The sequence below is a fragment of the Pseudarthrobacter sp. LT1 genome, from assembly GCF_035621795.1.
Classification (GTDB): domain Bacteria; phylum Actinomycetota; class Actinomycetes; order Actinomycetales; family Micrococcaceae; genus Arthrobacter.
The window spans coordinates 4025286-4048680 of sequence record NZ_CP141830.1; the positions used below are offsets into that span (position 1 = coordinate 4025286).

General features: G+C 64.2%; 16 protein-coding genes and 2 pseudogenes. 10 read left to right on the forward strand and 8 right to left on the reverse strand.

The features are described 5' to 3' along the window. Window positions 1-92 precede the first annotated feature (92 nt). A pseudogene (gene arsA, locus VIK36_RS18960) lies at window positions 93-1849 on the forward strand (arsenical pump-driving ATPase). A 61-nt stretch (window positions 1850-1910) separates the two neighbouring features. Here arsA and VIK36_RS18965 read toward each other — a convergent pair. From VIK36_RS18965 to VIK36_RS18985, 5 genes are all read right to left on the reverse strand, one after another. Further along, window positions 1911-2966, reverse strand: coding sequence for a hypothetical protein (locus VIK36_RS18965; RefSeq protein ID WP_324643210.1), 1056 nt, complete (start codon window positions 2964-2966; stop codon window positions 1911-1913). Window positions 2967-2993: 27 nt separating this feature from the next. Next, a complete protein-coding gene (locus VIK36_RS18970) occupies window positions 2994-3857 on the reverse strand; it encodes a phosphatidylinositol-specific phospholipase C/glycerophosphodiester phosphodiesterase family protein (protein ID WP_324643211.1) in 864 nt (287 codons plus the stop codon). A gap of 215 nt (window positions 3858-4072) precedes the next feature. Continuing rightward, the gene (locus VIK36_RS18975) at window positions 4073-5521 is read right to left on the reverse strand and encodes an HNH endonuclease signature motif containing protein (protein WP_324643212.1); all 1449 of its coding nucleotides are present in this window, start codon (window positions 5519-5521) and stop codon (window positions 4073-4075) included. A gap of 289 nt (window positions 5522-5810) precedes the next feature. Then, on the reverse strand, window positions 5811-7004 hold the full coding sequence (locus VIK36_RS18980; protein ID WP_255173369.1) for an acyl-CoA dehydrogenase family protein: 1194 nt from the start codon (window positions 7002-7004) through the stop codon (window positions 5811-5813). Between the two features lie 154 nt (window positions 7005-7158). Further along, the gene (locus VIK36_RS18985; protein ID WP_255173370.1) at window positions 7159-8055 is read right to left on the reverse strand and encodes a LysR substrate-binding domain-containing protein; all 897 of its coding nucleotides are present in this window, start codon (window positions 8053-8055) and stop codon (window positions 7159-7161) included. A 174-nt stretch (window positions 8056-8229) separates the two neighbouring features. Between VIK36_RS18985 and VIK36_RS18990 the strand changes: the two genes are divergently transcribed. The 8 genes and pseudogenes from VIK36_RS18990 to VIK36_RS19025 all read left to right on the forward strand — a co-directional run. Further along, window positions 8230-9480, forward strand: coding sequence for a CoA transferase (locus VIK36_RS18990; protein WP_324643213.1), 1251 nt, complete (start codon window positions 8230-8232; stop codon window positions 9478-9480). Next, window positions 9473-9937 (forward strand): acyl-CoA thioesterase, encoded by a 465-nt coding sequence (locus VIK36_RS18995; RefSeq protein ID WP_255173372.1) that lies wholly within the window; start codon window positions 9473-9475, stop codon window positions 9935-9937. The genes VIK36_RS18990 and VIK36_RS18995 overlap by 8 nt, the downstream gene beginning before the upstream one ends. Continuing rightward, window positions 9934-11130, forward strand: a complete 1197-nt coding sequence (locus VIK36_RS19000) for an acyl-CoA dehydrogenase family protein (RefSeq protein WP_255173373.1) — start codon at window positions 9934-9936, stop codon at window positions 11128-11130. The genes VIK36_RS18995 and VIK36_RS19000 overlap by 4 nt, the downstream gene beginning before the upstream one ends. A 69-nt stretch (window positions 11131-11199) precedes the next feature. Next, window positions 11200-11976, forward strand: coding sequence for a 3-oxoacyl-ACP reductase FabG (fabG, locus tag VIK36_RS19005; RefSeq protein WP_324643214.1), 777 nt, complete (start codon window positions 11200-11202; stop codon window positions 11974-11976). Continuing rightward, window positions 11976-13169, forward strand: coding sequence for a thiolase family protein (locus tag VIK36_RS19010; protein ID WP_255173375.1), 1194 nt, complete (start codon window positions 11976-11978; stop codon window positions 13167-13169). Before fabG ends, VIK36_RS19010 begins: the two co-directional genes overlap by 1 nt. Next, the gene (locus tag VIK36_RS19015) at window positions 13170-13622 is read left to right on the forward strand and encodes a MaoC family dehydratase (RefSeq protein WP_255173376.1); all 453 of its coding nucleotides are present in this window, start codon (window positions 13170-13172) and stop codon (window positions 13620-13622) included. It begins immediately after the preceding gene. Between the two features lie 86 nt (window positions 13623-13708). Then, entirely contained in the window at window positions 13709-15085 is a 1377-nt protein-coding gene (locus VIK36_RS19020; protein ID WP_255173377.1) for an MFS transporter, read from the forward strand. 178 nt (window positions 15086-15263) lie between these two features. Further along, window positions 15264-16219, forward strand: a pseudogene (locus VIK36_RS19025) (type I restriction endonuclease); the annotation flags it as partial. A 744-nt stretch (window positions 16220-16963) separates the two neighbouring features. On the opposite strand, the gene VIK36_RS19030 reads toward VIK36_RS19025, so the two are convergent. Both VIK36_RS19030 and VIK36_RS19035 read right to left on the reverse strand, forming a co-directional pair. Then, the gene (locus VIK36_RS19030) at window positions 16964-18991 is read right to left on the reverse strand and encodes an ABC transporter ATP-binding protein (protein WP_324643215.1); all 2028 of its coding nucleotides are present in this window, start codon (window positions 18989-18991) and stop codon (window positions 16964-16966) included. Beyond that, a complete protein-coding gene (locus tag VIK36_RS19035) occupies window positions 18988-20721 on the reverse strand; it encodes an ABC transporter ATP-binding protein (RefSeq protein ID WP_255173379.1) in 1734 nt (577 codons plus the stop codon). The genes VIK36_RS19030 and VIK36_RS19035 overlap by 4 nt, the downstream gene beginning before the upstream one ends. A gap of 229 nt (window positions 20722-20950) precedes the next feature. Here VIK36_RS19035 and VIK36_RS19040 point away from each other — a divergent pair, with 229 nt between their 5' ends. Further along, complete coding sequence (locus tag VIK36_RS19040) at window positions 20951-22186, forward strand: MFS transporter (RefSeq protein ID WP_324643216.1); 1236 nt, start codon at window positions 20951-20953, stop codon at window positions 22184-22186. On the opposite strand, the gene VIK36_RS19045 is transcribed toward VIK36_RS19040, so the two are convergent. Then, complete coding sequence (locus VIK36_RS19045; protein ID WP_255173381.1) at window positions 22140-23243, reverse strand: SDR family oxidoreductase; 1104 nt, start codon at window positions 23241-23243, stop codon at window positions 22140-22142. The genes VIK36_RS19040 and VIK36_RS19045 overlap by 47 nt on opposite strands. Between the last annotated feature and the right edge of the window lie 152 nt (window positions 23244-23395).

The following is a 23395-nucleotide window of genomic DNA, read 5'->3' on the forward strand; positions in this document are numbered from 1 at the left end:
GCTTGAAAGACTGGCCTAACCGCCTGCCCGAAGAACGCAAGGAACAGGATCATGGCCAGTCATATCCGCCCCGCCACGCAGCCTCTTCGGCCGTGAAGTTTCTCGATAACCCGCCGCGGTTCCTGTTTTTCACCGGCAAGGGCGGGGTGGGCAAGACCTCGGTGGCCTGTGCCGCTTCACTCTCCCTGGCCAGGGAGGGCCGGAAGGTACTGCTGGTCAGCACGGACCCCGCCTCGAATATCGGCCAGGTCTTCGGCCTGGCCATTGGAAATACCATCACCGCCATTCCTCAAGTGCCCGGCCTCTCTGCACTGGAGATTGACCCGGAACAGGCGGCCGACGCATACCGGGAGCGGATCCTTGCCCCTGTCCGGGGAGTCCTGCCCGGGCAGGAACTGGCCGGTATCACGGAGAGCCTGTCCGGTTCCTGCACCACAGAGGTGGCGTCCTTCGATGAGTTCACCAGCCTGCTTGGAGACGACGCCTCGTTTGCGCAGTACCACCACATCGTCTTTGATACCGCGCCTACCGGCCACACCATCAGACTGCTGCAGCTTCCCGGGTCATGGACCGATTCCTCGCTACCGGCGCGGGCGAACCGTCCTGCCTGGGACCTCTGTCTGGACTGGACAAGCACAAAGAGGTGTATGCAAAGGCGGTCCAGGCGCTCACGGATCCCCTGCGCACCCGGCTTGTCCTGGTGACCCGTGCGCAGGCGTCGTCCCTGAAGGAGGTTGAACGGACTTACCTCGAGCTCCACCGGATCGGAATCAGCGGAGGATACTTGGTGGTTAACGGCGTCTTTCCCCTGGCCGGCGGCGAGGAGGAACTTGCGCAAGCCGTCCGTGCCCGGGAAGCAGCGGCCCTGGCGGCGATTCCCGAGTCAATCGCCGCTCTCCCCCGCGACGTTCTCGACCTCAAACGCGTAAATATGGTGGGTATTACAGCGCTCGAATCCCTGTTCAGCACCGCTGACGGTGCTGGGGAGGACCCGGCGTCAATCCCGGAGATCGAGGATGCTCCGCTAGCTGCCTTGGTGGACGGCATCGAGCGCGACGGCCACGGGCTGGTGATGTGCATGGGCAAAGGCGGCGTGGGAAAGACCACGGTTGCCGCCGCCATCGCGGTCTCCCTGGCCAAAAGGGGACATGCCGTCCACCTCACCACCACCGATCCGGCAGCACACCTTGCCGAGACACTCCATGGGCCTGTTGCAGGGCTGAAGGTGTCCCGGATCGACCCCGCAGCGGCCATCGAGGAGTACCGCGCCCACGTGATGGATACCAAGGGGCGCAGCCTGGATGCTGAAGGACGCGCAGCCTTGGCCGAGGATTTGATGTCTCCCTGCACGGATGAGGTGGCGGTGTTCCGGCAGTTTTCCCGGGTGGTCCAGGAGTCCCGCCGGAACTTCGTGGTGATGGACACCGCTCCCACTGGACACACACTGCTGCTCCTGGATGCCACAGGCTCGTACCATCGGGAGATCTCCCGCCAGGTGGGGAACTCGATGGGGTTCGTGACCCCGCTCATGCGCCTGCAGGACCCGGCGATGACGAAGGTCATCCTGGTCACCCTGGCTGAAACAACGCCGGTGCTGGAGGCCAAGGAACTAAAAGACGATCTGGAACGGGCCGGGATCGAGCCGTGGGCCTGGGTCATCAACAACTCGATCGCCGCTGCCCACCCTCACACCCCACTGCTTCAGGCCCGCGCCGCACACGAGATCGAACAGATCGCCAAGGTGCGGTCCATGACGGACAGGGTTGCCCTGATTCCCCTGTTGCCGGAAGAGCCCGTGGGGGAAGCGAGATTGACCACGCTGACCGCGTTCACCAGCCAGCGGGTGTAAGGAAAGCCAGAAAGCGGACGACGGCGGGTGGGCGCCCGCCGTCGTCCGCTTCTTTTGGCTGCTACTGGCTGAAGGGGACCTTTTCCCAGTTCAGCACGTCGGCGCCTTTGGCACTGTTGCCGGCCACCGTGAAGCGGACGTAGTCCACGGCGTTGTTGGCGCCGTCCACGGTGATGCGTTGGAGGTTGTCCGCGGCGGGTGCGCCGTAAATGTCCAGCCAGGGCGAGCCCGCGGCGAGGGGCTGGTTTTCGGCGAAGACGTGGCTGTCACCGTTGATGAGGTAGACCGGGGCGTCGAAGTTGTTGGTTTCTTTGATAATCGCCTGCACACTCTTCCGGAAGCCGGAGACGGTGTCAGGGTTGGCGGTGGCGTCGGCCAGGAGTGACGGATCGAACATGTCCGCCTGCTGCATGAGCACCACGGCGCGGTCGTTGCTGCGCCTGGCGTCGGCGAAGGTCTGGTGGATCTGGGCGATGACCGCGTCCGTGCGGTGTTCCACCTCGGCGAGCTGCTCGGGCGTGGCGGCCGTCTTGCCCAGCCCGGTCCACGGCAGGAGGGAGTTGTTGCTGCCTTGGACGTTCAGCACGGAGAAGGCCACCCGGTTCTTCTCGAAGCGGACGTCTTCCGGGAGGCCCAGGTTCTCCTGCGACTTCACCGGCATGGTGGCGCCCAGGGTCTTGCCGGGCTGGTTGAAGAACACCTCCCGGATCTTGTCCAGGCGCTCCAGCGGGTTGTAGGCGCCATTGTTGGTCCGGTGGCAGTCCACCCACTCGTTGTCGCCGGGCGTGTAGACCAGAGGATGGGTGAAGGTGTCGAACTGGGCGCGGATGGAGGAGAAGTACTCGTCCGAGCAAACGGAGGAACCGTTCTTGATATCGCCCACGTGTGCTACAAACGTCAGGTCCTTGTCCGCATTCAGGTCCTGGATCCTGGATGGGAACTTGGCGATCTCCGCTGCCCCGTAGGGAATGTCGCCGATGGCGGCGAAGGTGAACACCTGGTTGTCGTTGCTGGTGCTGTCCGCTTGTGCTGTTTGGGCGAAAGTGGGTTGCGACGCAAGGAGGCCGAGCGCCAGGGCGAGCGCCGCCGTCGTGGTTTTCACGATCTTAGAGGACATGGGATTGCTCCTGGTTCTGCTGGTTGCCTAGGCTGCGCGGGCGGTGAGGAACTGCTGGAGGCCGGCGAGGTCGTCGGTATTGATGTGGTCCACGCCTGCATTGGCAAGCTCGGTCCAGACGGCATCGCGGGCGGCACCGGGCTGGTCCGGGGTGGCCCAGAAGCGGACGCGGTAACCGTTAGCGTGTGCGGTGGCCACGAAGGCGCGCAGCTTGGCGCGCTCGGCCTCCGGCATGGGGCCGACGCCCTGCCAGGTGAAGAGCTTGGACCAGTTGTCGCTGACCAGCGGCATCAGGGCGGCGGGCAAGCCGGATGTGAGGTCGGTGGAGCGGCCGTCGTAGAAGCTGAAGCGCTTGTCCTGGGCCTGCATGGTGGCCAGCGGTCGGTTGCCGCTGATGACGGCGGTGACCGGGCCGGTCTTGACGTTGCCGTTGGTGTAGCGGCTCATGATGTCGCGGTGTTCGGCCAGTTCCTGCTCCAGGGCGGCGTAGGTGGCCTCGCCCTCGCTCTTGATGTCGATCAGGAGTTGCAGGCTGCCATCCCACGTGGGGTAGACGCTGTGGCCGGGCTCGCTGCGGACCAGGTCCTGGAGTGGGTCGAGGTAGAGGCTCTCGAGCGTGACTCCCTGTTTGGCGTCAGCGAGGTCGTGGGCCACGCGCAGCTCACCGTCGACCAGCCACACGTCCGCCTCGACGCTGGTGAAACCGTGCTCCAGTGCGTCGAACAGAGGGCGGTCATGCTCGTAGTCGTTGTGGGCGTGCGTCCCGGCAAGGGGCTGGCCGACGACGGGCGCTGGATTGTGTGCCTCCGCCCCGGCCTGGGCGGGGGCTACGGCTGTCCCGGCCAGGGAGGCAAGGATGGCGACGGCGGCGAGGGTGCTTTTCACGAACACGGGAGTACTCCTGGTACCTCGGGGATGTCCGCCCGGTGATGGGGTGTTCCGGGCGTGGGGTGCGTGAAAAGACTGCTGTGCTTGGCGAAACGGTTCAGGGCGTCTTGGTTGCATCATGATGAACGGCCGGGAACATCAATGTCGAGGAGGGCATGAGTTTCCCAGCTGTGATGGAGGTGGCAGGTGTGTCCTCCGGGCAGCCAACTAACCGTTCGCTAGGAGACCGCGAGATAATCCACAACCAATACTTCCAGCACGCTGGCCTCTTCCGGAAGCCAGCCCGGCGGCCAGAGTGTCGGTGCCCGGTCCGGCTGCTCGGCGTTGTACTGACGGCCACTTGGAGAAGTCCAGCCCGGCGGCTCATTCCTGGAAGCCGGCCCCGGACTCCAGCCGGTTCGATGCTTGAGCCGGTGATGCTTTGGGCACAACTGTCCCAGGTTGCTGATTCCGGTGGTGCCTCCGCGCTCCCAGGCCCTGAGATGGTCCGCCTCATTGTCTTGGCTGTGGTTGCTGCAGCCGGGGAAGGTGCATTTTCCATCCCGCATCCTCAGCCACCGCTTGAGCGACTCGGTGAGCCGGTAGTTGGTGCGGCCAAGTTCAAGCGGAGCTCCGTCGCGGGGGTCCACCAAAATCCGGTAGAACGAGTTGGCCCCTTCCGCGACCAGTTTGCGCGCCATCGATGCCGGGATGGGTCCGTAGTTGTCGAGTTCGGCGGGTTCGTCCGTGGCACCGAGGAGGGAAAAGACCGGCACTGTGACCAGCACATCAGCCTTGAGGGATGACCCAGGCCCGGCGAGGTCCCCGGTGTCACCGAGCAGCAATTTTGCGGCCACGTCTGCCCTGAGCTGGGTAAGGGTTCTCGGCTCGTCCGGTCCCTGCAACCCACGGGCCAGGGCAGACGTCCTGTTCCAGGCGGCACAGGCCTTGTCCGCAGCCATGTACAGCGAAACCCAGGCCATACCGTCCCGGTCCGGCGAGTACTCCATCCGCCGATCCGCAACGGACTTCACATGCCTGATCGTCAGGGACTCGGGGTGATGGCGTTCCCGCCAGGCGCGCACTTTCCGACGGAAACGGCCCGGGACGAGCTCTCCGGCAGATGCACCCCGGGCCGCGTTAGGCGCCTCCGGGTCCAGGAAGTGGGCTTCCAAGTCAGTTGCTGCTGCAGCGTCCAGGCTGCTGGTTTCGTCGACCATGATCTGGGCATGCCGCCAGGAGACGGCGCCAGCCTCCATGGCGTTGAGCGTCGCCGGAAGAGAGGCGGTGAGCGCATGGGCGTCCTGCAACAGCGCGGATGCGGCTCCTTCGCCGATGGTGAGCGTGCAGGCGACTTCGGCGACGACACTCATGTCCCGCGCCGATGATTCAGAGGCGCTTTCCGCCGGCGCTTCCATGGCGGCTGCGGCCTCCGAATACTCTGCGAGCAGCCGCACTTTCACGGCTGCAGTAGCAGCTTCGATTCGGGCCACGATGCCCAAGCCGTCCAGGCAGGACCCGGCAAGTTCCCGAAGCGGATCAAGACTGTCGACGCCGTGAGCATTATCCGCGGCTTCCGAAGAACCGCTCAGGGCTCCTGTTAGTTCGTCCACCAGCCCGGTCAGGGATGCGACGGCACCGGCGAGTCCGGCCGCGCCCTTCGCATCCATAACCGTTCCGGTTTCCATAACCAAAGACTGTCACTCGGGTCTGACATTTTGAGTCCGTCGCCGCAACCCCTCCGCATCGGCCATTGGCCGCCGCTTCTGCGGACCGAGGCCATCGCATCTTCGTTCCTGCTGTCCACGGGGGCAGCGGAGTTCTCGCAGACTTCCGGCACTGGCACTGAATTAGTAGCAGGCGGTCTGTTGGGCGGCCTGCGGCGAACCGGGCGACGGCGGGCGGTTCCCGCCGTCGAGAGGGCCCAAAGTACGTGTGAACGGTGTGGCACACGTCGGCACCGGCGGCGCCATACCGTTACTCCTGGCGGAACGCCGAGATGCCGGTGATCCGCTGGCCCAGGATAAGGGTGTGGACCTCATCAGTACCTTCATACGTGCGCACTGATTCAAGGTTGTTCGCGTGCCGCAGGGGCGAGTAGTCCAGGGTGATGCCGTTACCGCCAAGGATGGTGCGCGCTTCCCGGCAGATGGCGATGGCCTCGCGGACGTTGTTCAGCTTGCCCACGGAGATCTGCACAGGCTCCAGCGTCCCGGCGTCCTTCAGCCGACCGGTATGAAGTGCCAGCAAGGTCCCCTTTTGAATTTCCAGCAGCATATTCACCAGCTTTTCCTGCGTGAGCTGGTACCCGGCCAGGGGCGTGCCGAACTGGAGCCGGTCCCCGGCATAGGCGAGCGCTGCTTCGTAGGAGTCCCGGGCCGCGCCCATGGCGCCCCAGATGATCCCGTAGCGGGCTTCATTAAGGCACGAGAACGGGCCGCTAAGCCCGCGGGCGCCGGGCAGGAGTGCAGTGGACGGCAGCCGTACTTCATCGAGGCTGATGTCACATTGGATTGAGGCGCGCATGGAAAGCTTCGAGTCGATGGGCGTTGCGGTGAAGCCTGGGGTGTCCGTCGGGACGATGAACCCGCGGATGCCCTCGGCGGTGTTCGCCCAGATGACCGCAATCTGGGCCACTGAGGCAAGGCCGATCCAACGTTTCGCCCCGTTGATGACCCAGCCGCCGTCCCCGTCGGGTGCGGCAAAAGTCGCCATGCTGGATGGGTCGGAGCCTGCCGTCGGCTCGGTAAGCCCGAAGCAGCCGATCTTCTCACCCCGCGCCATCGCCGGCAGGTGCTCGTTCCGTTGCTCCTCGGACCCCCACTTGTGGATGGCACTCATGGCCAGGGAGCCCTGGACGCTAACGAAGGTCCGAAGCCCTGAGTCGCCGGCTTCCAGCTCCATGGCGGCGATTCCGTACTCGACGGCGCTGCGGCCTGGGCATCCGTAGCCCTTCAGGTGCATCCCGAGGACCCCCAACTTCCCAAGCTCGGGAACAATCTCGAGCGGGAAACGGGCATCCTCGTACCAGCCGGCAATGTTGGGCCGGATCCGTTCATCCACAAAGTCACGGACCGTGCTGCGCAGCTCCAGTTCCCTGGGCGTCAGGAGGCTGTCGAGGTTGAGCACGTCGTCGAAGACCAGGGCGGGTGCGGGTGCGGTTACGGTCACGGTGGTTCTCCTGGCGGGTCAAGGGGCGGGTCGATGTCCGTGCGGGCGTGATTTGCACCACCCGGTGACCTGAACCACTGTGCCAGTCCGATTGCCGTCAGATCCAATACCTAATAAGGATTCCGCTTATGCCCCATCGGCATAAATAGACAGCTCAGTCCGGTGACGGAAGGACCTCTTCCGAGAGCCGGAGTACCTCGCGCAGCGCGGGGCTGGCATTGTCCTTCCGCCAGACCAGCCGCAGCTGGATGACGTCAGCCGGGTCGTCGAGGGGAAGAAACACGACACCCGGGTGGCTGAAGTTCTCGGGCACGGAGGACACTGTCAGGGCTACACCGATTTCGGCTGCCACGAGCGCCATCAGCGTCTGCGAATCCGGCGCCACTTGGGCGATTTCCACGACATACCCCGCGGCACTGGAAAGCCTCCGAAGGTGGTCGTGGAGGATCGCGCCCGGATGCTCCGGCAACGTAACGAAAGGCTGCTCCGCAAGGTCTGCCATGCAGAGCGAAGCCTGTCCGCTCAAGGGGTGGCTTTCATACAGGGCCACCACGAGCCGTTCGTTGGCCACGATCCGCGAGTCGAGGACAGCGGGAATGAAATTCCAACGGCCCAGGCCCACTTCCATGGCCCCGCTCATCACCTTGTCCATGGCCGGTAGCGCGAAGTTGGAGCTGGACAGCTCAAAGTCGATTCCGGGGTGTACTTCCCGGACACGCTTGGCGAGCCTGCCGACCATCACATGCGAGGAGACCCCGGCAAAGGCGACCCGAACCCGCCCGGTTTCGCCCCGGCCCACCGAAGCGACCGCCAGGCGGCCCCGCCGGCAACCTTCGAGTATGTCGCGAGCCGGGCCGACAAGCGCCTGGCCCTCGGCAGTCAACTGCACAGTCCGCGTGCTGCGGATAAACAGGGGCGCCTTCAGTTCATGCTCAAGCCGCTGGATGGATCGGCTCAATGGCGGCTGGGCCATATGGAGCCGACGCGCCGCCCTGCCGAAATGTAGTTCCTCGGCCACGGCGAGGAAGGCCCGGATCTGATGTATTTCCACTCCCGCGCTCAGCTCCTGCCCAGGTAAACGTCATTGTCCATACGCCCAAGATACCCAAATGAGTTCGCCCACATTAGTGACAGCCAGGTATCAGTCCAGCACCAAATACGTATTGGACGTGAATCAGTCCACTTGCAAGGGTTAGTGATGCAGACCACATTGCGGAGGATTTAGATGACACACCCGATCGACGAATCGGTCTCCAGAAGCCAGGACCATTCCGCTGGAGGCGACGATAAGCATGACTTTGATGCCTTGGGCCGGGCAAGCGCAGGGCCCCTCGCAGGCGTTGTGGTCGCAGATTTCAGCAGAGTGCTGGCTGGCCCGTACGCCACCATGCTCCTAGCTGACATGGGCGCCACAGTGATCAAGGTGGAGGGACCAGAAGGAGACGACACCCGTACGTATATGCCCCCGGTCCGGGATGGCGAGGCCACATTCTTCCTCGCGGTTAACCGCAACAAACACTCCATTGCCCTGGACCTGAAGGATCCGGAGGACCTCGACGTAGCGCGTTCACTGATCAGCACCGCCGACGTCATGATCGAGAATTTCAAGCCCGGCAACATGGCGCGGCTGGGCTTGGATTATGCCGCTGCGGCCGAATTGAACCCGGACATTATCTACGCTTCCATTACTGGATTCGGCACCGGAGCCGGCGCACATATTCCGGGATATGACCTGTTGGTGCAGGCTGCCTCGGGAATGATGAGCCTGACCGGGGACCAGGACACCCAACCGTACCGGGCAGGCGTCGCCCTGTTCGATGTCATCACAGGCCTGCACGCTGCCATCGGCATCCTGGGGGCGCTGCACCATAAGGACCGGACCGGCGAGGGTCAGCTGGTGGAGCTGAATCTGCTGACCTCGGCCCTGTCCGGCATGGTGAACCAGTCTGCGGCCTACGTAACGGGCGGTGTGGTACCCACCAGGATGGGCAACGAACACCCCAGCATGTATCCATATGCCCCAATGCAGACCGGGGACGGCACCATCATCATCGCGACGGGAAATGACGCCCAGTTCGTCCGGCTCTGCGGGGCTCTGGGGATTCCCGGAGTCGCCCGGGATCCGAAATTCGCCACGACACTGCAGCGCAACGCCAACCGCAACGAACTGCGGGGCATCCTCCACGCCCAGTTGGCCGCCCAATCAGCCGACGAATGGTTCCGTGAGCTCTCCTCGGCAGGGCTGCCCTGCGCTCCCATCCAGGATGTCCGCGGCGGTGTCGAGCTGGCCGAACAGCTGGGGCTCAACCCGGTAGTGATGGCGGGCGAAGGGCCACGGAAGATACCCACCGTGCGCCACCCCGTCGAATATTCCCTTACGCCGGTGGACTATTCACTTGCGCCGCCCGGATTGAACGAAAGCTCCGGGCTGGTGCGGGACTGGCTGCTGCACCGGAAAGCACTGGTCCATGCCTGAAACCTACCGGACCCGCGTCTCCCCAAGGTGGTCCGACCAGGACCTCAACGGGCATGTCAACCACGCCGCCGTCGTCACGCTCCTGGAGGAGTCAAGAATCAAATGGCGGTCTTCAATGCCGGGTATACGTCAAGGTGACGCGACCCCCACGGTGGTAGCCAGCCTCGAAGTGAACTATCGGCGGCCCGTCCACCACGGCGAAGACCTGGAGGTTGAACTGACCGTGACCAGGATCGGCACGAGTTCATTCAGCCTGGAATTCAGGGGTAGCCAGCGCGGGGCAGTCGCCGTAGACGGCCGGACCGTGCTGGTTTCAGTCAATCCGGGCACCGGCAAGTCCCGGCACTTGGCGAAACACGAGCGCCACTGGCTCGCCCTTTTCCAGCCTTCACAAGGAAACACGGACCCGCAGCGTAAGCAGGTTCCCGATCACACACCATTGGAGCTCACTCGATGACACCGGAAACCGCCGGGAACGGCGCCGATTTTTACCTCATGGACGATTTCCTCAGCGCTGAGGACCGGGCGCTCCGGCTCAAAGTCCGCGCCTTCGTGGACAAAGACCTGCTGCCCGTCATCAATGGCTACTGGGAACGCGCCGAGTTTCCTTTCGAACTTGTTCCCAAGCTTGCCGGGCTCGGAATTGTCGGAACAACCATTCAGGGTTACGGATGTCCTGCGCTAAGCCGGCTTGCCGCCGGGATTGTTGCCGCGGAAATCTCCCGCGGCGATGGTTCCGTCAATACTTTCCTCGGCGTCCAGTCAGGACTGGCGATGGGAACCATCAACATGCTCGGCAGCGAGGAGCAAAAGCAACGCTGGCTCCCTGAAATGGCTGCCCTGGCCAAGATCGGCGCCTTCGCCCTGACCGAGCCCGAGCACGGATCCGATTCGGTGGCACTCGAAACCAGCGCGCGCCGGGACGGGGACAGCTACATCATCAATGGACGCAAGCGCTGGATCGGCAACGCCAGCATGGCCGACGTCGTCATCATCTTCGCCCGCGACGAGGCGGACGCCAAGGTCAAGGCCTTCGTGATGGAGCGTAACGAAGACGGCAGCTTTCCGGACGGCTACTCCGCCGAAGTCATCACCGGCAAGATCGGCAAGCGGGCGATCCTCCAGCCGGACATCACCCTCGAAAACCTGCGGGTCCCGGCCGCCAACCGGCTCACGGAATGCCACTCATTCAAGGACGTCACCCGTGTGCTCACCTCCACGCGCAGCGGCGCGTCCTGGGAGTCCTACGGCCATGCAATGGCCGCATACGAGATCGCCTTGGACTACGCGAAGACCCGGCAGCAGTTCGGCAAACCGATCGGCAGTTTCCAGCTGGTGCAGAACAAGCTGGCCAACATGCTCGCCGAACTGACGGCGATGCAGCTGATGTGCTTCCGGCTGGCCGTGCTCGCCGAGGACGGCCGAATGACCGGGCCCATGGCCTCGCTGGCCAAGATGCAGACTGCCCGGAAAGCACGCTGGATCTGTTCCGAAGCGCGGGACATGCTCGGCGGCAACGGTGTGCTGCTGGAGAACCACGTGGCCAGGCACATGACCGACATGGAGGTCGTCTCCACTTACGAGGGCACGGACTCCATCCAGTCACTTCTCGTTGGCCGGGAGATCACCGGCCTCTCCGCCTTCAGTTAGCGCCCCGCCGGGCTGCCCCGGCTTCCACAGGCACGAAACCAACAGATCCACACATGCAAAGGAAAAGTCATGAGCAATTTCACCAACCGGGTGGCCGTGGTCACCGGCGGGGCGCAAGGAATAGGCGCGGCCACCGCGCTGAAACTCGCCACCGGGGGTGCCACCGTCGTCGTCCTTGACCTCAACGAGGGCGGTGCCAAGGCCACCGCGCAGCGGATCTCGGACCACCCGGACGTCTTGGCAGCCGGCGGAAAGGCCGTTGCCGCCTGCTGCGATGTCACGGATGAGGCAGCCGTGGACGGCGTATTCGGTGACATTCACCGGGAGTTCGGCCGCCTCGACATCCTGGTAAACAATGCCGGCATCACCCGTGACAACATGTTTTTCAAGATGGAGCGGCCGGACTGGGATTCGGTCCTGGCCACCAATCTCACGAGTGCCTACCTCTGCACGCGCGCTGCCCAGCGCTACATGGTTCCGGCCAAGTACGGCAAGATCGTCTCGCTCAGCAGCCGCAGCGCGCTGGGCAACCGCGGGCAAGCCAACTACGCAGCCGCAAAGGCAGGCATCCAAGGCCTGACGGCGACGCTTGCCATCGAACTCGGCCCGTTCAACATCACGGTCAATGCCGTGGCACCGGGTTACATCGCCACTTCGATGACCGCCGCAACGGCCCAGCGTGTTGGCGCCAGCCCGGCCGAGCACCAGCAGGCGGTGGCGGAACGCACCCCGTTGGGACGTGTAGGCCAGCCCGAGGAAGTAGCCGCGGCCGTCGCGTTCTTCGCCGGCGACGACTCCTCTTACATCTCGGGACAAACCCTTTACATCAATGGCGGAGCCCGCTGATGCCCGAGGCATTCCTCGTCGGGGGCGTCCGCACCCCGGTGGGTCGACACGGCGGCGTGCTGGCCACCGCCCGCCCCGACGACTTGGCCGCGCTGGTGCTGGAGGCCGCAGTGGACCGGGTCGGTGTCGATCCTGCCACCATCGACGAGGTGATCCTGGGCTGTGTGAACCAGGCCGGGGAGGACAACCGTAACGTTGCCCGGATGGCCTCGCTGCTGGCCGGGTTCCCGCACGCCATTCCGGCGGTGACGGTCAACCGGCTTTGCGCCTCCGGCCTAACCGCCATCAGCATGGCGGCGCAGTCGATACGCAACGGTGACGCCGACCTTGTGGTCGCGGGCGGTGTGGAGTCGATGACCCGCGCGCCCTGGGTGATGGCCAAGCCGGACAAGCCATACGCCAAACCGGGTGAACTCGCGGACACCTCAATCGGTGCGCGGTTCGTCAACCCGCGGATGGAGCCGGGGGCGCTGTTTTCCATGCCGGAGACGGCAGAAGAGGTAGCCAAGCGGGAAAACATCTCCCGTGCCGACGCGGACAGCTTTGCACTGCGCTCGCACCATCTGGCTGTGGCGGCGATCGACGCCGGCCGCTTCAGTGATGAGATAGTCCCGGTTCCGGTCAAAGACAGACGGGGGGAAGTCTCGCTGGTGGACACAGATGAGGGACCCAGGCGCGGCTCAACCGCCGACGCTTTGGCCGCCCTCCGGCCGATCGTGGCGCCCGGAGGGGTGGTCACCGCCGGCAATTCCAGTTCCCTTAACGACGGCGCATCTGCCGTAGTGGTGGCCAGCGGCGAAGCCGTGGAACGCTACGGGCTCACCCCACGGGCCCGCATCGTCGCCAGCCAGGCGGCCGGTGTAGCGCCGCAGGTAATGGGCATCGGCCCGGTGCCTGCTACACAAAAGGCACTGGCCAAGGCCAACTGGGACCTGGACGGCGTGGGGGCCGTCGAACTCAACGAGGCGTTCGCTGCGCAGGCGCTGGCCTGCATGCGGCTGCTCGGAATGGATGCGGGAACCGTCAACAACGACGGCGGTGCGATTGCTTTGGGCCACCCCCTGGGCTCCTCCGGAGCACGGATCGTCGTCACGCTGCTGGGCCGGATGGAACGCGAAAACGCCGACCGCGGCCTGGCCACCATGTGCGTGGGCCTGGGCCAAGGCGTCGCCATGCTGCTGGAGAGGGTTTAAATGAAACTGTTCAAGGACGCTGCCGAGCTGGCCAGCATGGTTGGTCAGGAAATCGGGGTGAGCGGGTGGCATACCCTGGACCAATCCCAGATCCAGGCGTTCGCCGACGCTACCCTGGACCAACAGTGGATACACACGGACCCGGAGCGGGCAGCAGGCGGACCCTTCGGTGCCACGGTTGCCCATGGATACCTCAGCTTGTCGCTGCTGCCATACCTGGCCGGTCAGGTGTACCGGGTCGACGGGGCCGCAATGATCATCAACTATGGGCTGAACAAGGTCCGGTTCCCTGCGCCCGCCAGGGTCAACTCGCGCATCAGGGACCGGCTGACACTGGCCTCGGTGAGCGAGACAGCCAATGGGCGGCAGCTGCAGTTCCATCACCTGATCGAACTGGAAGGCTCGCAAAAGCCTGCCTGCATAGCGGAGACTGTCTCCCTGCTCCCGAGCTGAGCTGCTCCTGAAGACCTTGCACCACCATCCGAACAACGACGTTACGGCCGAGCCTGCCTGCAGGCTCTTTCCGAGGGAGAAACCCCATGAGCACAGAAAACTCAAACCTGAAATACGTCGACGCTGACCTCCAGGGGCCGGCGTCGGAACTGAAGGTGTCGCCTGCTGAACTGCGCCGCACCTCCGTGTCGTCCTTCCTTGGTTCCGCTTTGGAATACATGGACTTCACGCTTTATACCCTGGCGGCGGCGCTCGTTTTCGGGCCGCTGTTCTTCCCCAACACAGACCCGGCCATGGCATTGCTCGCCAGCTTTGCCGCGTTTGGTTCCGGATTCCTCGTCCGGCCCCTTGGCGGGGTCTATTTCGGCTACCTTGGGGATAAATACGGGCGGAAATCCGTCCTGGTCATAACCGTGGGAATGATGGGGATCGCCACTCTGGGAATGGGTCTTTTGCCCACGTTTGCCCAGATCGGGGTCATGGCCCCCATCCTCCTGGTGCTCCTGCGGCTTATCCAGGGCTTCGGCGCCGGCGCCGAGCTGTCCGGGGCCTCGCTGCTGCTGGTGGAATCCGCCCCGTCGAATAAGCGCGGCTTTTACGGCGCCGTGGTGGCACTGGGAACGGCAACGGGTGTGCTGTTGGCCAGCGGACTGTGGCTGCTGCTCTCGCAAATGCCCAAAGACGAGTTCCTCGCCTGGGGGTGGCGTCTTCCCTTCCTACTGAGCGTCGGTACCACCCTTGTGGCCCTGTATTTGCGGCGCAGTGTGAGCGAATCACCGGTCTTCGAGGCGGTGAAGGCGCGGCGGGCAGCGGCGCGCCTGGAGGCCAAGCAACAAAGCGTCTGGCGTGACGTTGCCGATTCCAAGAAGGCCTTCCTCGTCTCACTGGGCATCAAACTCGGCGAAAACGGCTCCGTGTACCTCGTCAAGGGATTCCTTATCGGATGGACGGTGTCTGTGGTGAAGATGGATCCCAATCTGGTCACTACGGGCGTGACGCTCGGCTCCGTTTTGGGCGTGCTCACGGTCCTGCTGACCGGTAAGCTCACTGACCGGTTCGGCCGACGCAAAGTTTGGCTCTGGCTCTCCGGGTTCCAGTTCGCCTTCACCATTCCCGCGATGCTGATGATCGAAACACGGAACCCCGTATTGGTGGCCCTGGTCTTCGTTGTCTATGTAGGCGGTCCGCTGCCGAACCTGTATGGCGTGGAGTCCACTTGGCTGGTGGAGATGTTCGGCTCCAAACGCCGCTTCTCCTTTATGACGACGGTCAAGGAAATCGGCGCGGTCCTGTCCGGCGGTCTCGGCCCCATCATTGCAGCCAGCGTCGTTGCTATGACCGGGCCGGGCTGGATCCCAGTTGCCGGAATCCTCATGGCCTACGCGGCGATCGGCCTTGCGGCCGGGTTCTTCGCGCCGGAGACCAAGGGCCGGGACCTCAATGCGGAGGCAGACGCGTTCTAAGTCCACAAAAGCGGGCGACGGCGGGAGCAATGCCCTGCGTGGCGGCGAGCGGACGACGGCGGGTGGGCACCCGCCGTCGTCCGCTTTGGTTGAAGAGGCCGGACGTTCAAATCCCCGGTTGGTCGCGGCGGGCTGGCGGGTGCACATGACGGTTCCGAGCGACCAATGCGCGTAAATGTCGCCCTTGGAGGTCGTCCCTGAATTCATCGCTGATGTTGGGCTCAAGAAGGGCGAGAAGATTGACTATGCAATCGTCAAGGACGGCGAAGTCCAAATTCTGATCGAGTGCAAGAAGTCGACCGAACCCGTGAAGATCGAGCATGCCTCGCAGCTCTTCCGGTACTTCGCGGTTACCAACGCTCGTATAGTTATCTTGACCAACGGCGAGGTCTATCAGTTCTTCACTGACTTGGATGCATCCAACCGCATGGATGCGAAGCCCTTCCTCGTGCTCGATTTGAACGACATCGACCAGTCCCTGATTCCCGAGCTCCAGAAACTCTCAAAAGACGTCTTCGACCTGGACTCAATCATCAGCGCAGCCGGCGAATTGAAATACATTGGCGAACTGAAACGAACTCCGCCGCACAGTTCAAGGATCCAGAGGATGAATGGGTAAAGTTCCTGACGGCACGGGTCTACTCGGGACCCTATACACAAAGGGTCCGAGAGCAGTTCACCACGTTGGTTGGAAAAGCCACCAAACAATTCCTCAATGACCAGGTCAACGAACGGCTGAAAAAAGCCCTTGGAAACCCCGGATTCCCGCAGACTGATGAAGCGGCAGTACCTGCTGCTGTCACGAGCGCTCCGGTTGCAGAGGCGGACCTCGCCGAGGCTGATGGTTTGGAGACGACTCTTGAGGAGATTGAGGGCTACCAGATCGTACGCGCTATTGTCTGCAGCGAGGTGAAGCCAGTTCGGGTCGCTCAGCGGGACGCGAAGTCCTACTTTGCGGTTCTTCTGGACGATAACAACCGGAAGCCCATAGCCCGTCTTCACTTCAACCGGACCCAGAAGTACATCGGCATCTTCAATGACAGCAAAGAAGAAACCCGGGTCCCCATTAATTCCCTCGAGGAAATCTATGAGCACACCGAAGCACTTCGAGCGACCGTCAAGAACTACCTGTGACCGCGGCGAGGCTGCCAAGGCCCTTGCCATTAGTGGTGGGTGAGAGATACCGGGATTTTGGGGTTCAGGCCAGTCGCTCCTGAGACACCCCGTAAATGATTGCACTGAAGCGGACCTTCAAATATGAATTCGCACCATCGGCAATGAATCCCGCCCCAAGCGCCCGGGATGAGTCTTTCGGCTCTACCAGCAACTTTGCTGCTCAAAGTAAATTTCGGCAGATGGTCCAGGACTCTGGCCACCTCAGAATTCCGAATTGAAAGCAGGAAGCAATGATGATTTCGGCTAGGACCCTCCTCCGCGCGGCCGCTGCCCTTGGTATCACTGGAGCCCTTGCGTTAATCGCAACACCGGTCATGGCAGCCAGCGGAGGTGCCTCCGGCGGGGGCGCGCAGGTGGTAAACGAATCAGGCTGCCAGACCACATCAGATGGGACCCAATGCTCAAAAACCCATAGCGTTGTCAAGGCCGTGACCACTCCAAGCGGAGTTGAAAACAGCGTGGACATTGGCCGTGTCTACTCCACGACCTCACACCCGGACGGCACCACCGATTGGTATGCAAATACTTACAGGGACCATTCCATGACACGAGGAGGCGAATTGCAGGAAAGAAGCACCCACGTAGACTTTTCAGCAGCCAACTGCACTTACTTGGCCGACATTCACTACGCGAACGGCGCGTACCAGTTCCACAGAATCAACCTTGACTGCCCGCACTGACCCGGACCTCTTAACGGGCTCTTTAGACCTCCGCGACAGGAGCCGCGAACTGCGCCTCGTACAGCCGCGCGTAGGCCCCGCCCGCAGCCAGCAGTGAAGCGTGCGTCCCCTGCTCCACGATCTGCCCAGCCTCCATCACCAGGATGAGATCGGCGTCGCGGATCGTGGAGAGGCGGTGCGCGATCACAAAGGACGTCCGGTCCGACCGCAGCGCGCTCATGGCCTTCTGCACCAGCACCTCCGTCCGGGTATCCACCGAAGATGTCGCCTCATCGAGAATCAGGACAGACGGCTGCGCCAGGAACGCCCGGGCAATCGTCAGCAACTGTTTCTCGCCGGCGGACACGTTGGACCCTTCGTCGTCCAGCACGGTGTCGTATCCCTCGGGCAGGGACTTCACAAAGCGATCAACATAGGTCGCCCGGGCAGCTTCCAACACGTCTGAAGAGGAAGCAGCAGGGCGCCCGTACGCAATGTTGTCGCGGATGGTCCCGCCGAACAGCCACGTATCCTGCAGCACCATCCCCATCCGCGAGCGCAGGTCGTGCCGGCTCATGGTGGTGATGTCCACACCATCCAGAGTGATCCGCCCGCCGTCCAGCTCGTAGAACCGCATCATCAGGTTCACCAAGGTGGTCTTGCCCGCACCCGTTGGCCCCACAATCGCCACAGTCTGCCCCGGCTCGGCCACCAAAGACAGCCCGCTAATCAGCGGCTTGTCCGGCGAATACGAGAAGGACACATCCTCAAACACCAGCCGCCCCCGGGCAGCACCGTCAGGGCTCTGCAGCGAAGCCCCAACAGGATCCGGCGACTGCTCCTCCGTGTCCAACAGCTCGAACACCCGCTCGGCAGAGGCCACCCCGGACTGCAGCAGGTTCGCCATGGACCCCAGCTGCGCCAGCGGCTGGGTGAACTGCCGCGAATACTGGATGAACGCCTGCACATCGCCCAGCTGCATCGCCCCGGACGCCACCTGCAGGCCACCCACCACCGCGATGCCCACGTACACCAGGTTCCCGATGAACGTCATGGCCGGCATGATCAGCCCGGAAATGAACTGCGCCCCAAAGCTCGCCTCATACAGCTCTGCGTTCTTTTGCCGGAACCGCTCCCCCACCTCGCGCTGCCGGCCGAACACTTTCACCAGTGCATGCCCGGTGTAGGTCTCCTCGATCTGCCCGTTCAGCTCGCCGGTGTTCTTCCACTGCTGCACGAACAGCTTCTGCGAGCGCTTGGCGATCAGCGTGGTGATCCCCAGCGTCAGCGGAATGGTCACCAAAGCGATCAGCGCCAGTGTGGGCGAAAGAATGAACATCATCACCAGCACACCCAGCACCGTCAGGACGGACGTCACCGCCTGGCTGATGGACTGCTGCAGGCTCTGCGAAATATTGTCCACATCGTTGGTCACGCGGCTGAGCAGCTCGCCGCGCTGGATCGAATCGAAATACCGCAGCGGCAGCCGGTTGATCTTCGCCTCAATCTGTTCGCGCAGCCCGTACACAGTCCGCTGCACCACGCCGTTCAGCACATACGCCTGCCCCCACATGAAGGCCGAGCCCAGCACGTACAGCACCAGCGCCCACGTCAGCACACTGGCCAGCGCGCCGAAGTCGATCCCCGCGCCCGGCGTCAGCGTCATGGCGCTGAGCATGTCCGCCTTCTGGTTCTCCCCCGACGCCCGCAGCATCGCAATCAACTGCGCCTGCGTCATCCCCGGCGGCAGCTGCTTGGACACCACACCGGAAAAAATCAGGTTGGTGCCCTCGCCCAGCAGCCGCGGCCCAATCACCTGCAGCACCACGCCCGCCACAGCCATGGCCAGCACCAGCATCAGCCAGAACCGCTCCGGCCGCAGCGTGCCCAGCAGGCGCTTGGCAGAGCCACTGAAGTTCATTGCCTTCTCCGCCGGGACATTCATCCCGGCGAACGGTCCGCCGTGCCCGGGGCCGCCGCGCGGCCTGGGAATGCGTACGACGTCGGCCTGGCCGCTTCCGGAGGCGGGCGCACCTTTGGTGCCGCGTGCGGGAGTGGGCCCGTGGCTCATACCGTCTCCTCCGCTGCCAGCTGGGACGACACAATCTCACGGTACGTCTCTGATGTCTCCAGCAACTCGTGGTGCGTGCCCTGCGCCACGATCCTGCCGTCGTCGAGCACCAGGATCTCATCCGCGTCGACAATGCTGGACACGCGCTGGGCGATGATCACCATGGTGGCACCGGCGATGTTCCGCTTGAGTGCCTGGCGCAGCCGCGCATCAGTGCCGGTGTCCAGGGAGGAGAACGAATCGTCAAAAATGTAGAGTTCGGGCCGCTTCACCAAAGCCCGGGCAATGGCCAGCCGCTGCCGCTGCCCGCCGGAGACATTGGTGCCGCCCTGGGAGATGGGCGCATCCAGCCCTTCCTCCATCTGCTCCACAAAGTCCCGGGCCTGGGCGATTTCCAGCGCGGTCCACAGCTCCTCCTCGGTGGCATCCGGGTTGCCGTACAGCAGGTTGCTGCGAACAGTGCCGGAAAACAGGTAGGGCCGCTGCGGCACCAGGCCGATGTGCCCCCAGAGCAGGTCCGGATCCAGGTCGCGGATGTCCACGCCGTCCATCAGCACCGCCCCCGAGGTGACGTCGAAGAGCCGCGGCATCAGGTTCACCAGGGTGGTCTTGCCCGAGCCGGTGCTGCCGATGATCGCCGTGGTCTGCCCCGCGCGGGCGGTGAAGCTGATCCCGGACAGGACGGGCTGGTCGGCACCCGGGTAGGCGAATCCGACGTCGCGCATTTCCAGCTCACCGCGGCGAACCGCGCTGGTGACCGGCTGCTCCGGCGGCAGGACGCTGGAACGGGTGCCCAGCACCTCGCCGATCCGGTCCGCGGACACCGACGCCCGAGGAATCATCACCGCCATGAACGTGGCCATCATGACGGACATCAGGATCTGCATCAGGTAGCTGAGGAACGCGATCAGGGTTCCCACCTGCATGGACCCGTCCTCGATCCGGAACGCCCCGAACCAGATCACCGCCACGCTGGAGACGTTCAGGACCAGCATGACCGTGGGGAACATGAGGGCCATCAGCCGGCCGGCGCGGAGGGCAACATCGGTGACGTCGGTGTTGGCGCCCGCGAACCGTTCCGTCTCCATGTCTTCCCGGACGAACGCCCGCACCACCCGGATGCCGGTGAGCTGCTCGCGGAGCACCCGGTTGACGGTGTCGATCCGGGCCTGCATCTTGCGGAACAGCGGCACCATCCGCGTGACAATCAGGCCGACGGCGATCAGCAGCACCGGGACGCACACGGCAATGAGCCAGGACAGTTGGGCGTCCTGCCGGATGGCCATGATCACCCCGCCGATGCTGAGCATGGGCGCTGCCACCATGAGCGTGGCGGACATGAGCACCAACTGCTGGACCTGCTGGACGTCATTGGTGGAGCGGGTGATCAGGCTGGGGGCGCCGAAGCGGGTGACCTCCTGCTCGGAGAACTGCCCCACCCGCTCGAAGATGGCCCCCCGCAGGTCCCGGCCCAGCCCCATCGCGGCCTTGGCGCCGAAGTACACCGCCACCACGGCGCACGCGATCTGCGCCAGGGTGATGAGCAGCATGATGCTGCCGGTGGACATGATGTAGCCGGTATCGCCCCGGGCCACGCCCTGGTCAATGATGTCCGCGTTCAGCGTGGGCAGGTACAGCGACGCGATGGACTGTGCCAGCTGGAAAACCACGACGGCGACCAGCAGCGGCCGGTGCGGCCGGAGGTATTCAACGAGCAACTTCCAGAGCATGCGCAAAAGCCCTCATCTGACGGAATGTCCACAAACGTGGTGCGAAGGTCAGTGTACGTCCGGGAAGAGTCGATGATCCTTACAGATGGCTGGGAAAAACGGCAGGTTCTCCCTCGGCGTATTCGGGGGACGCGCCGGGGATCCAGCGGAGCCGTTGGGTACATGAGTGTGAGAGAATTGGATGGGCGTCAAGAACGCGCCACCCCACCGAAGGATGGAAGAAACAACGATGTTTGCCGGCACACGGAACCCCTCCCAGCACACTGCCAGGTTCGGAATCGCCTTTATCGGCGTCCTGCTCATCGCAGTCAACCTTCGGGTGTCCTTTGTCAGCGTCGGACCGGTCCTGGTCAACATCAGCAGCGACCTGGGGTTGTCCAGTGCCGCAGCGGGATTCCTCACCGGCCTCCCGCTCATCGCTTTCGCGGTCTTTTCGCCCCTGGCGCCCGGCTTCGCGGCCCGGCTGGGCCTGGACCGGGCACTCTGGACGTCATTGCTGATCCTCGCCTCCGGCATCGTGCTTCGCTCCCTGCCCGTGCCTGGATTCATCTGGGCCGGGACGGTATTGATCGGCGTGGCCATAGCGTTCCTCAACGTCCTGGTCCCTTCCCTCGTCAAGCGGGACTTTCCGTTGCGGGTCAGCCAGGTCACCGGCAGCTATACCGCGGCCCAGGCCGCGTTCGCAGCGGTGGGGGCCGCCGTCGTCGTTCCCGTGGCCCAAACCTCGCCGGCAGGATGGCGGCTCGCCCTCGGCGCCTGGGTGGGGCTGGCCCTCGTCGCCATGGCCGTGCTGCTGCCTTGGCTGCGCCGCCACGGGACAAGCGCCGTGCACGCCGCAAAGCAGGAACCGGCACACCGGTCGCCCTGGGGCTCGGCCCTGGGCTGGCAGGTGACGGCGTTCATGGGGCTGCAGTCGATCGCCTTCTACGTCCTGATGGCCTGGCTGCCCACCATTGAGCAAAGCCGCGGGATCCCCGCCACCACTGCCGGCGTGCACTTGTCCGTTTTCCTGCTGATCAGCGTGTTCGCCAGCCTGGGGGCGGGCGCGGTCCTGCACCGGGGACCGGACCAACGGCTGGTGTCCTTCGCCAGCGGGGCGTTGGTGTTCGTAACCTTCCTGGGCCTTGCACTCGCGCCGGACCTCATCCTCCTGTGGGTCCTGCTGGGCGCCGTCGGTTGCGGAAGCCTCATTGTCATTGCCCTGTCGCTGTTCAGCCTCCGGACCGTGAACCACCCGCAGGCAGCATCCTTATCCGGCATGGCACAGTCCGTGGGCTACGGGCTGGCCGCGGTGGGCCCGGTGGCCTTCGGTGCACTCCGGGATGCCAGCGGGGACTGGACGCTTCCGCTGCTCGGCACCGCCGGTGCCATGGCTATCCTGGCACTGACCGGGTTGTTCGCCGGCCGTGACCGTGTGATCAGGGAACCAGGCGGTCGGCACGGTAACGGTCAAACAGCGAGGTAAATGCATCCAGCGTCCGCCGGTATCCCGTAAAGCCGGCATCCCGGCTCTTCCCCATGTCCGTCACCACCTCGATGCCGCGGCCCAGGTCGCCGTCCGTATGCCACCAGCTCGCCACCCGGCCCAGGTCCGGTTCGCTGAGGTTGTGTTCCGCGGCGATCCGCCGCCACTGGTCTTCCCTGCCCGCCATGGAGTGCTCGAGGGGACGGGGCTCCCCCTGGTATCCCTCCCACTCCACGCCGAAGTAGGCTGCGAGTTTCGGCCACATCCAGCGCCAGCGGAACACGTCGCCGTTGACGATGTTGAAGGCCTCGTCAGCAGCCCCGGGGGTGGTTGAAGCCCAGAGCATGTGCTCGGCAAGCAGTCCGGCATCCGTCATGTCCGTGAGCCCGTTCCACTGCGTTTCCGACCCCGGGAAGACGAACGGCTGCCCGCTGTCCCGGCACAGGGTGGCTTGCGCGGCGAGCGTGAGTCCCATGTTCATGGCGTTGCCCACCGCATGCCCAATGACGGTGTGGGCGCGGTGCACGGACCAGGTGAACCCCTGCCGGGCCGCGGCCGCCCAGAGCTCGTCCTCCTGGGCGTAATAGAAGTTCGGCACTGGAAGGCGCGGTTCCTCCTCATGGAAGGGGGTGTCCGGCATTTCTCCGGCGGCGTATGCCTCGAACGGTCCCAGGTAATGCTTGAGTCCGGTCATCAGGGCAACGTGGGCCACGTCCTTGCCCTGCAGTGCTGAGAGGAGATCACGAACCATGCCCGCGTTGACGGCGATGTTCTCTTCCTCGGTAGCACGGCGCGACCATGCGGTGAAGAAGACATGCGAGGGGTTCTCCGGACCCAGCACAGCGGCAAGGGATCCAGCCGAGGTCAGGTCCGCGGAGAGCCACCTGACGCCGGGGCGTCCGGGACCGGGCCGGCGGGACAAGGCAAGGACTGCCCAGCCTTCGCCCACCAGGGTATCCACCAGGGCGGACCCTGCGATGCCGGTGGCCCCTACCACCAGCGCTGTCCGTCCGTTGCCCGCTGCTGTTCCTGATGCTGTTCCTGATCCGGTGGTCATAGTGCTCCTCTTGGTAGGTGCTTGGTTGCATCCGCGCCTCAGCGCGGCCTCACGCGTGGGCGGAGGCCCGCGCGCTGCGTTACGCCGGGACAGTGGGCCACCCTGGACCCTCTGGCAACAAGTCGGAGCGTCAGTCAGATATTCCAGCGCCG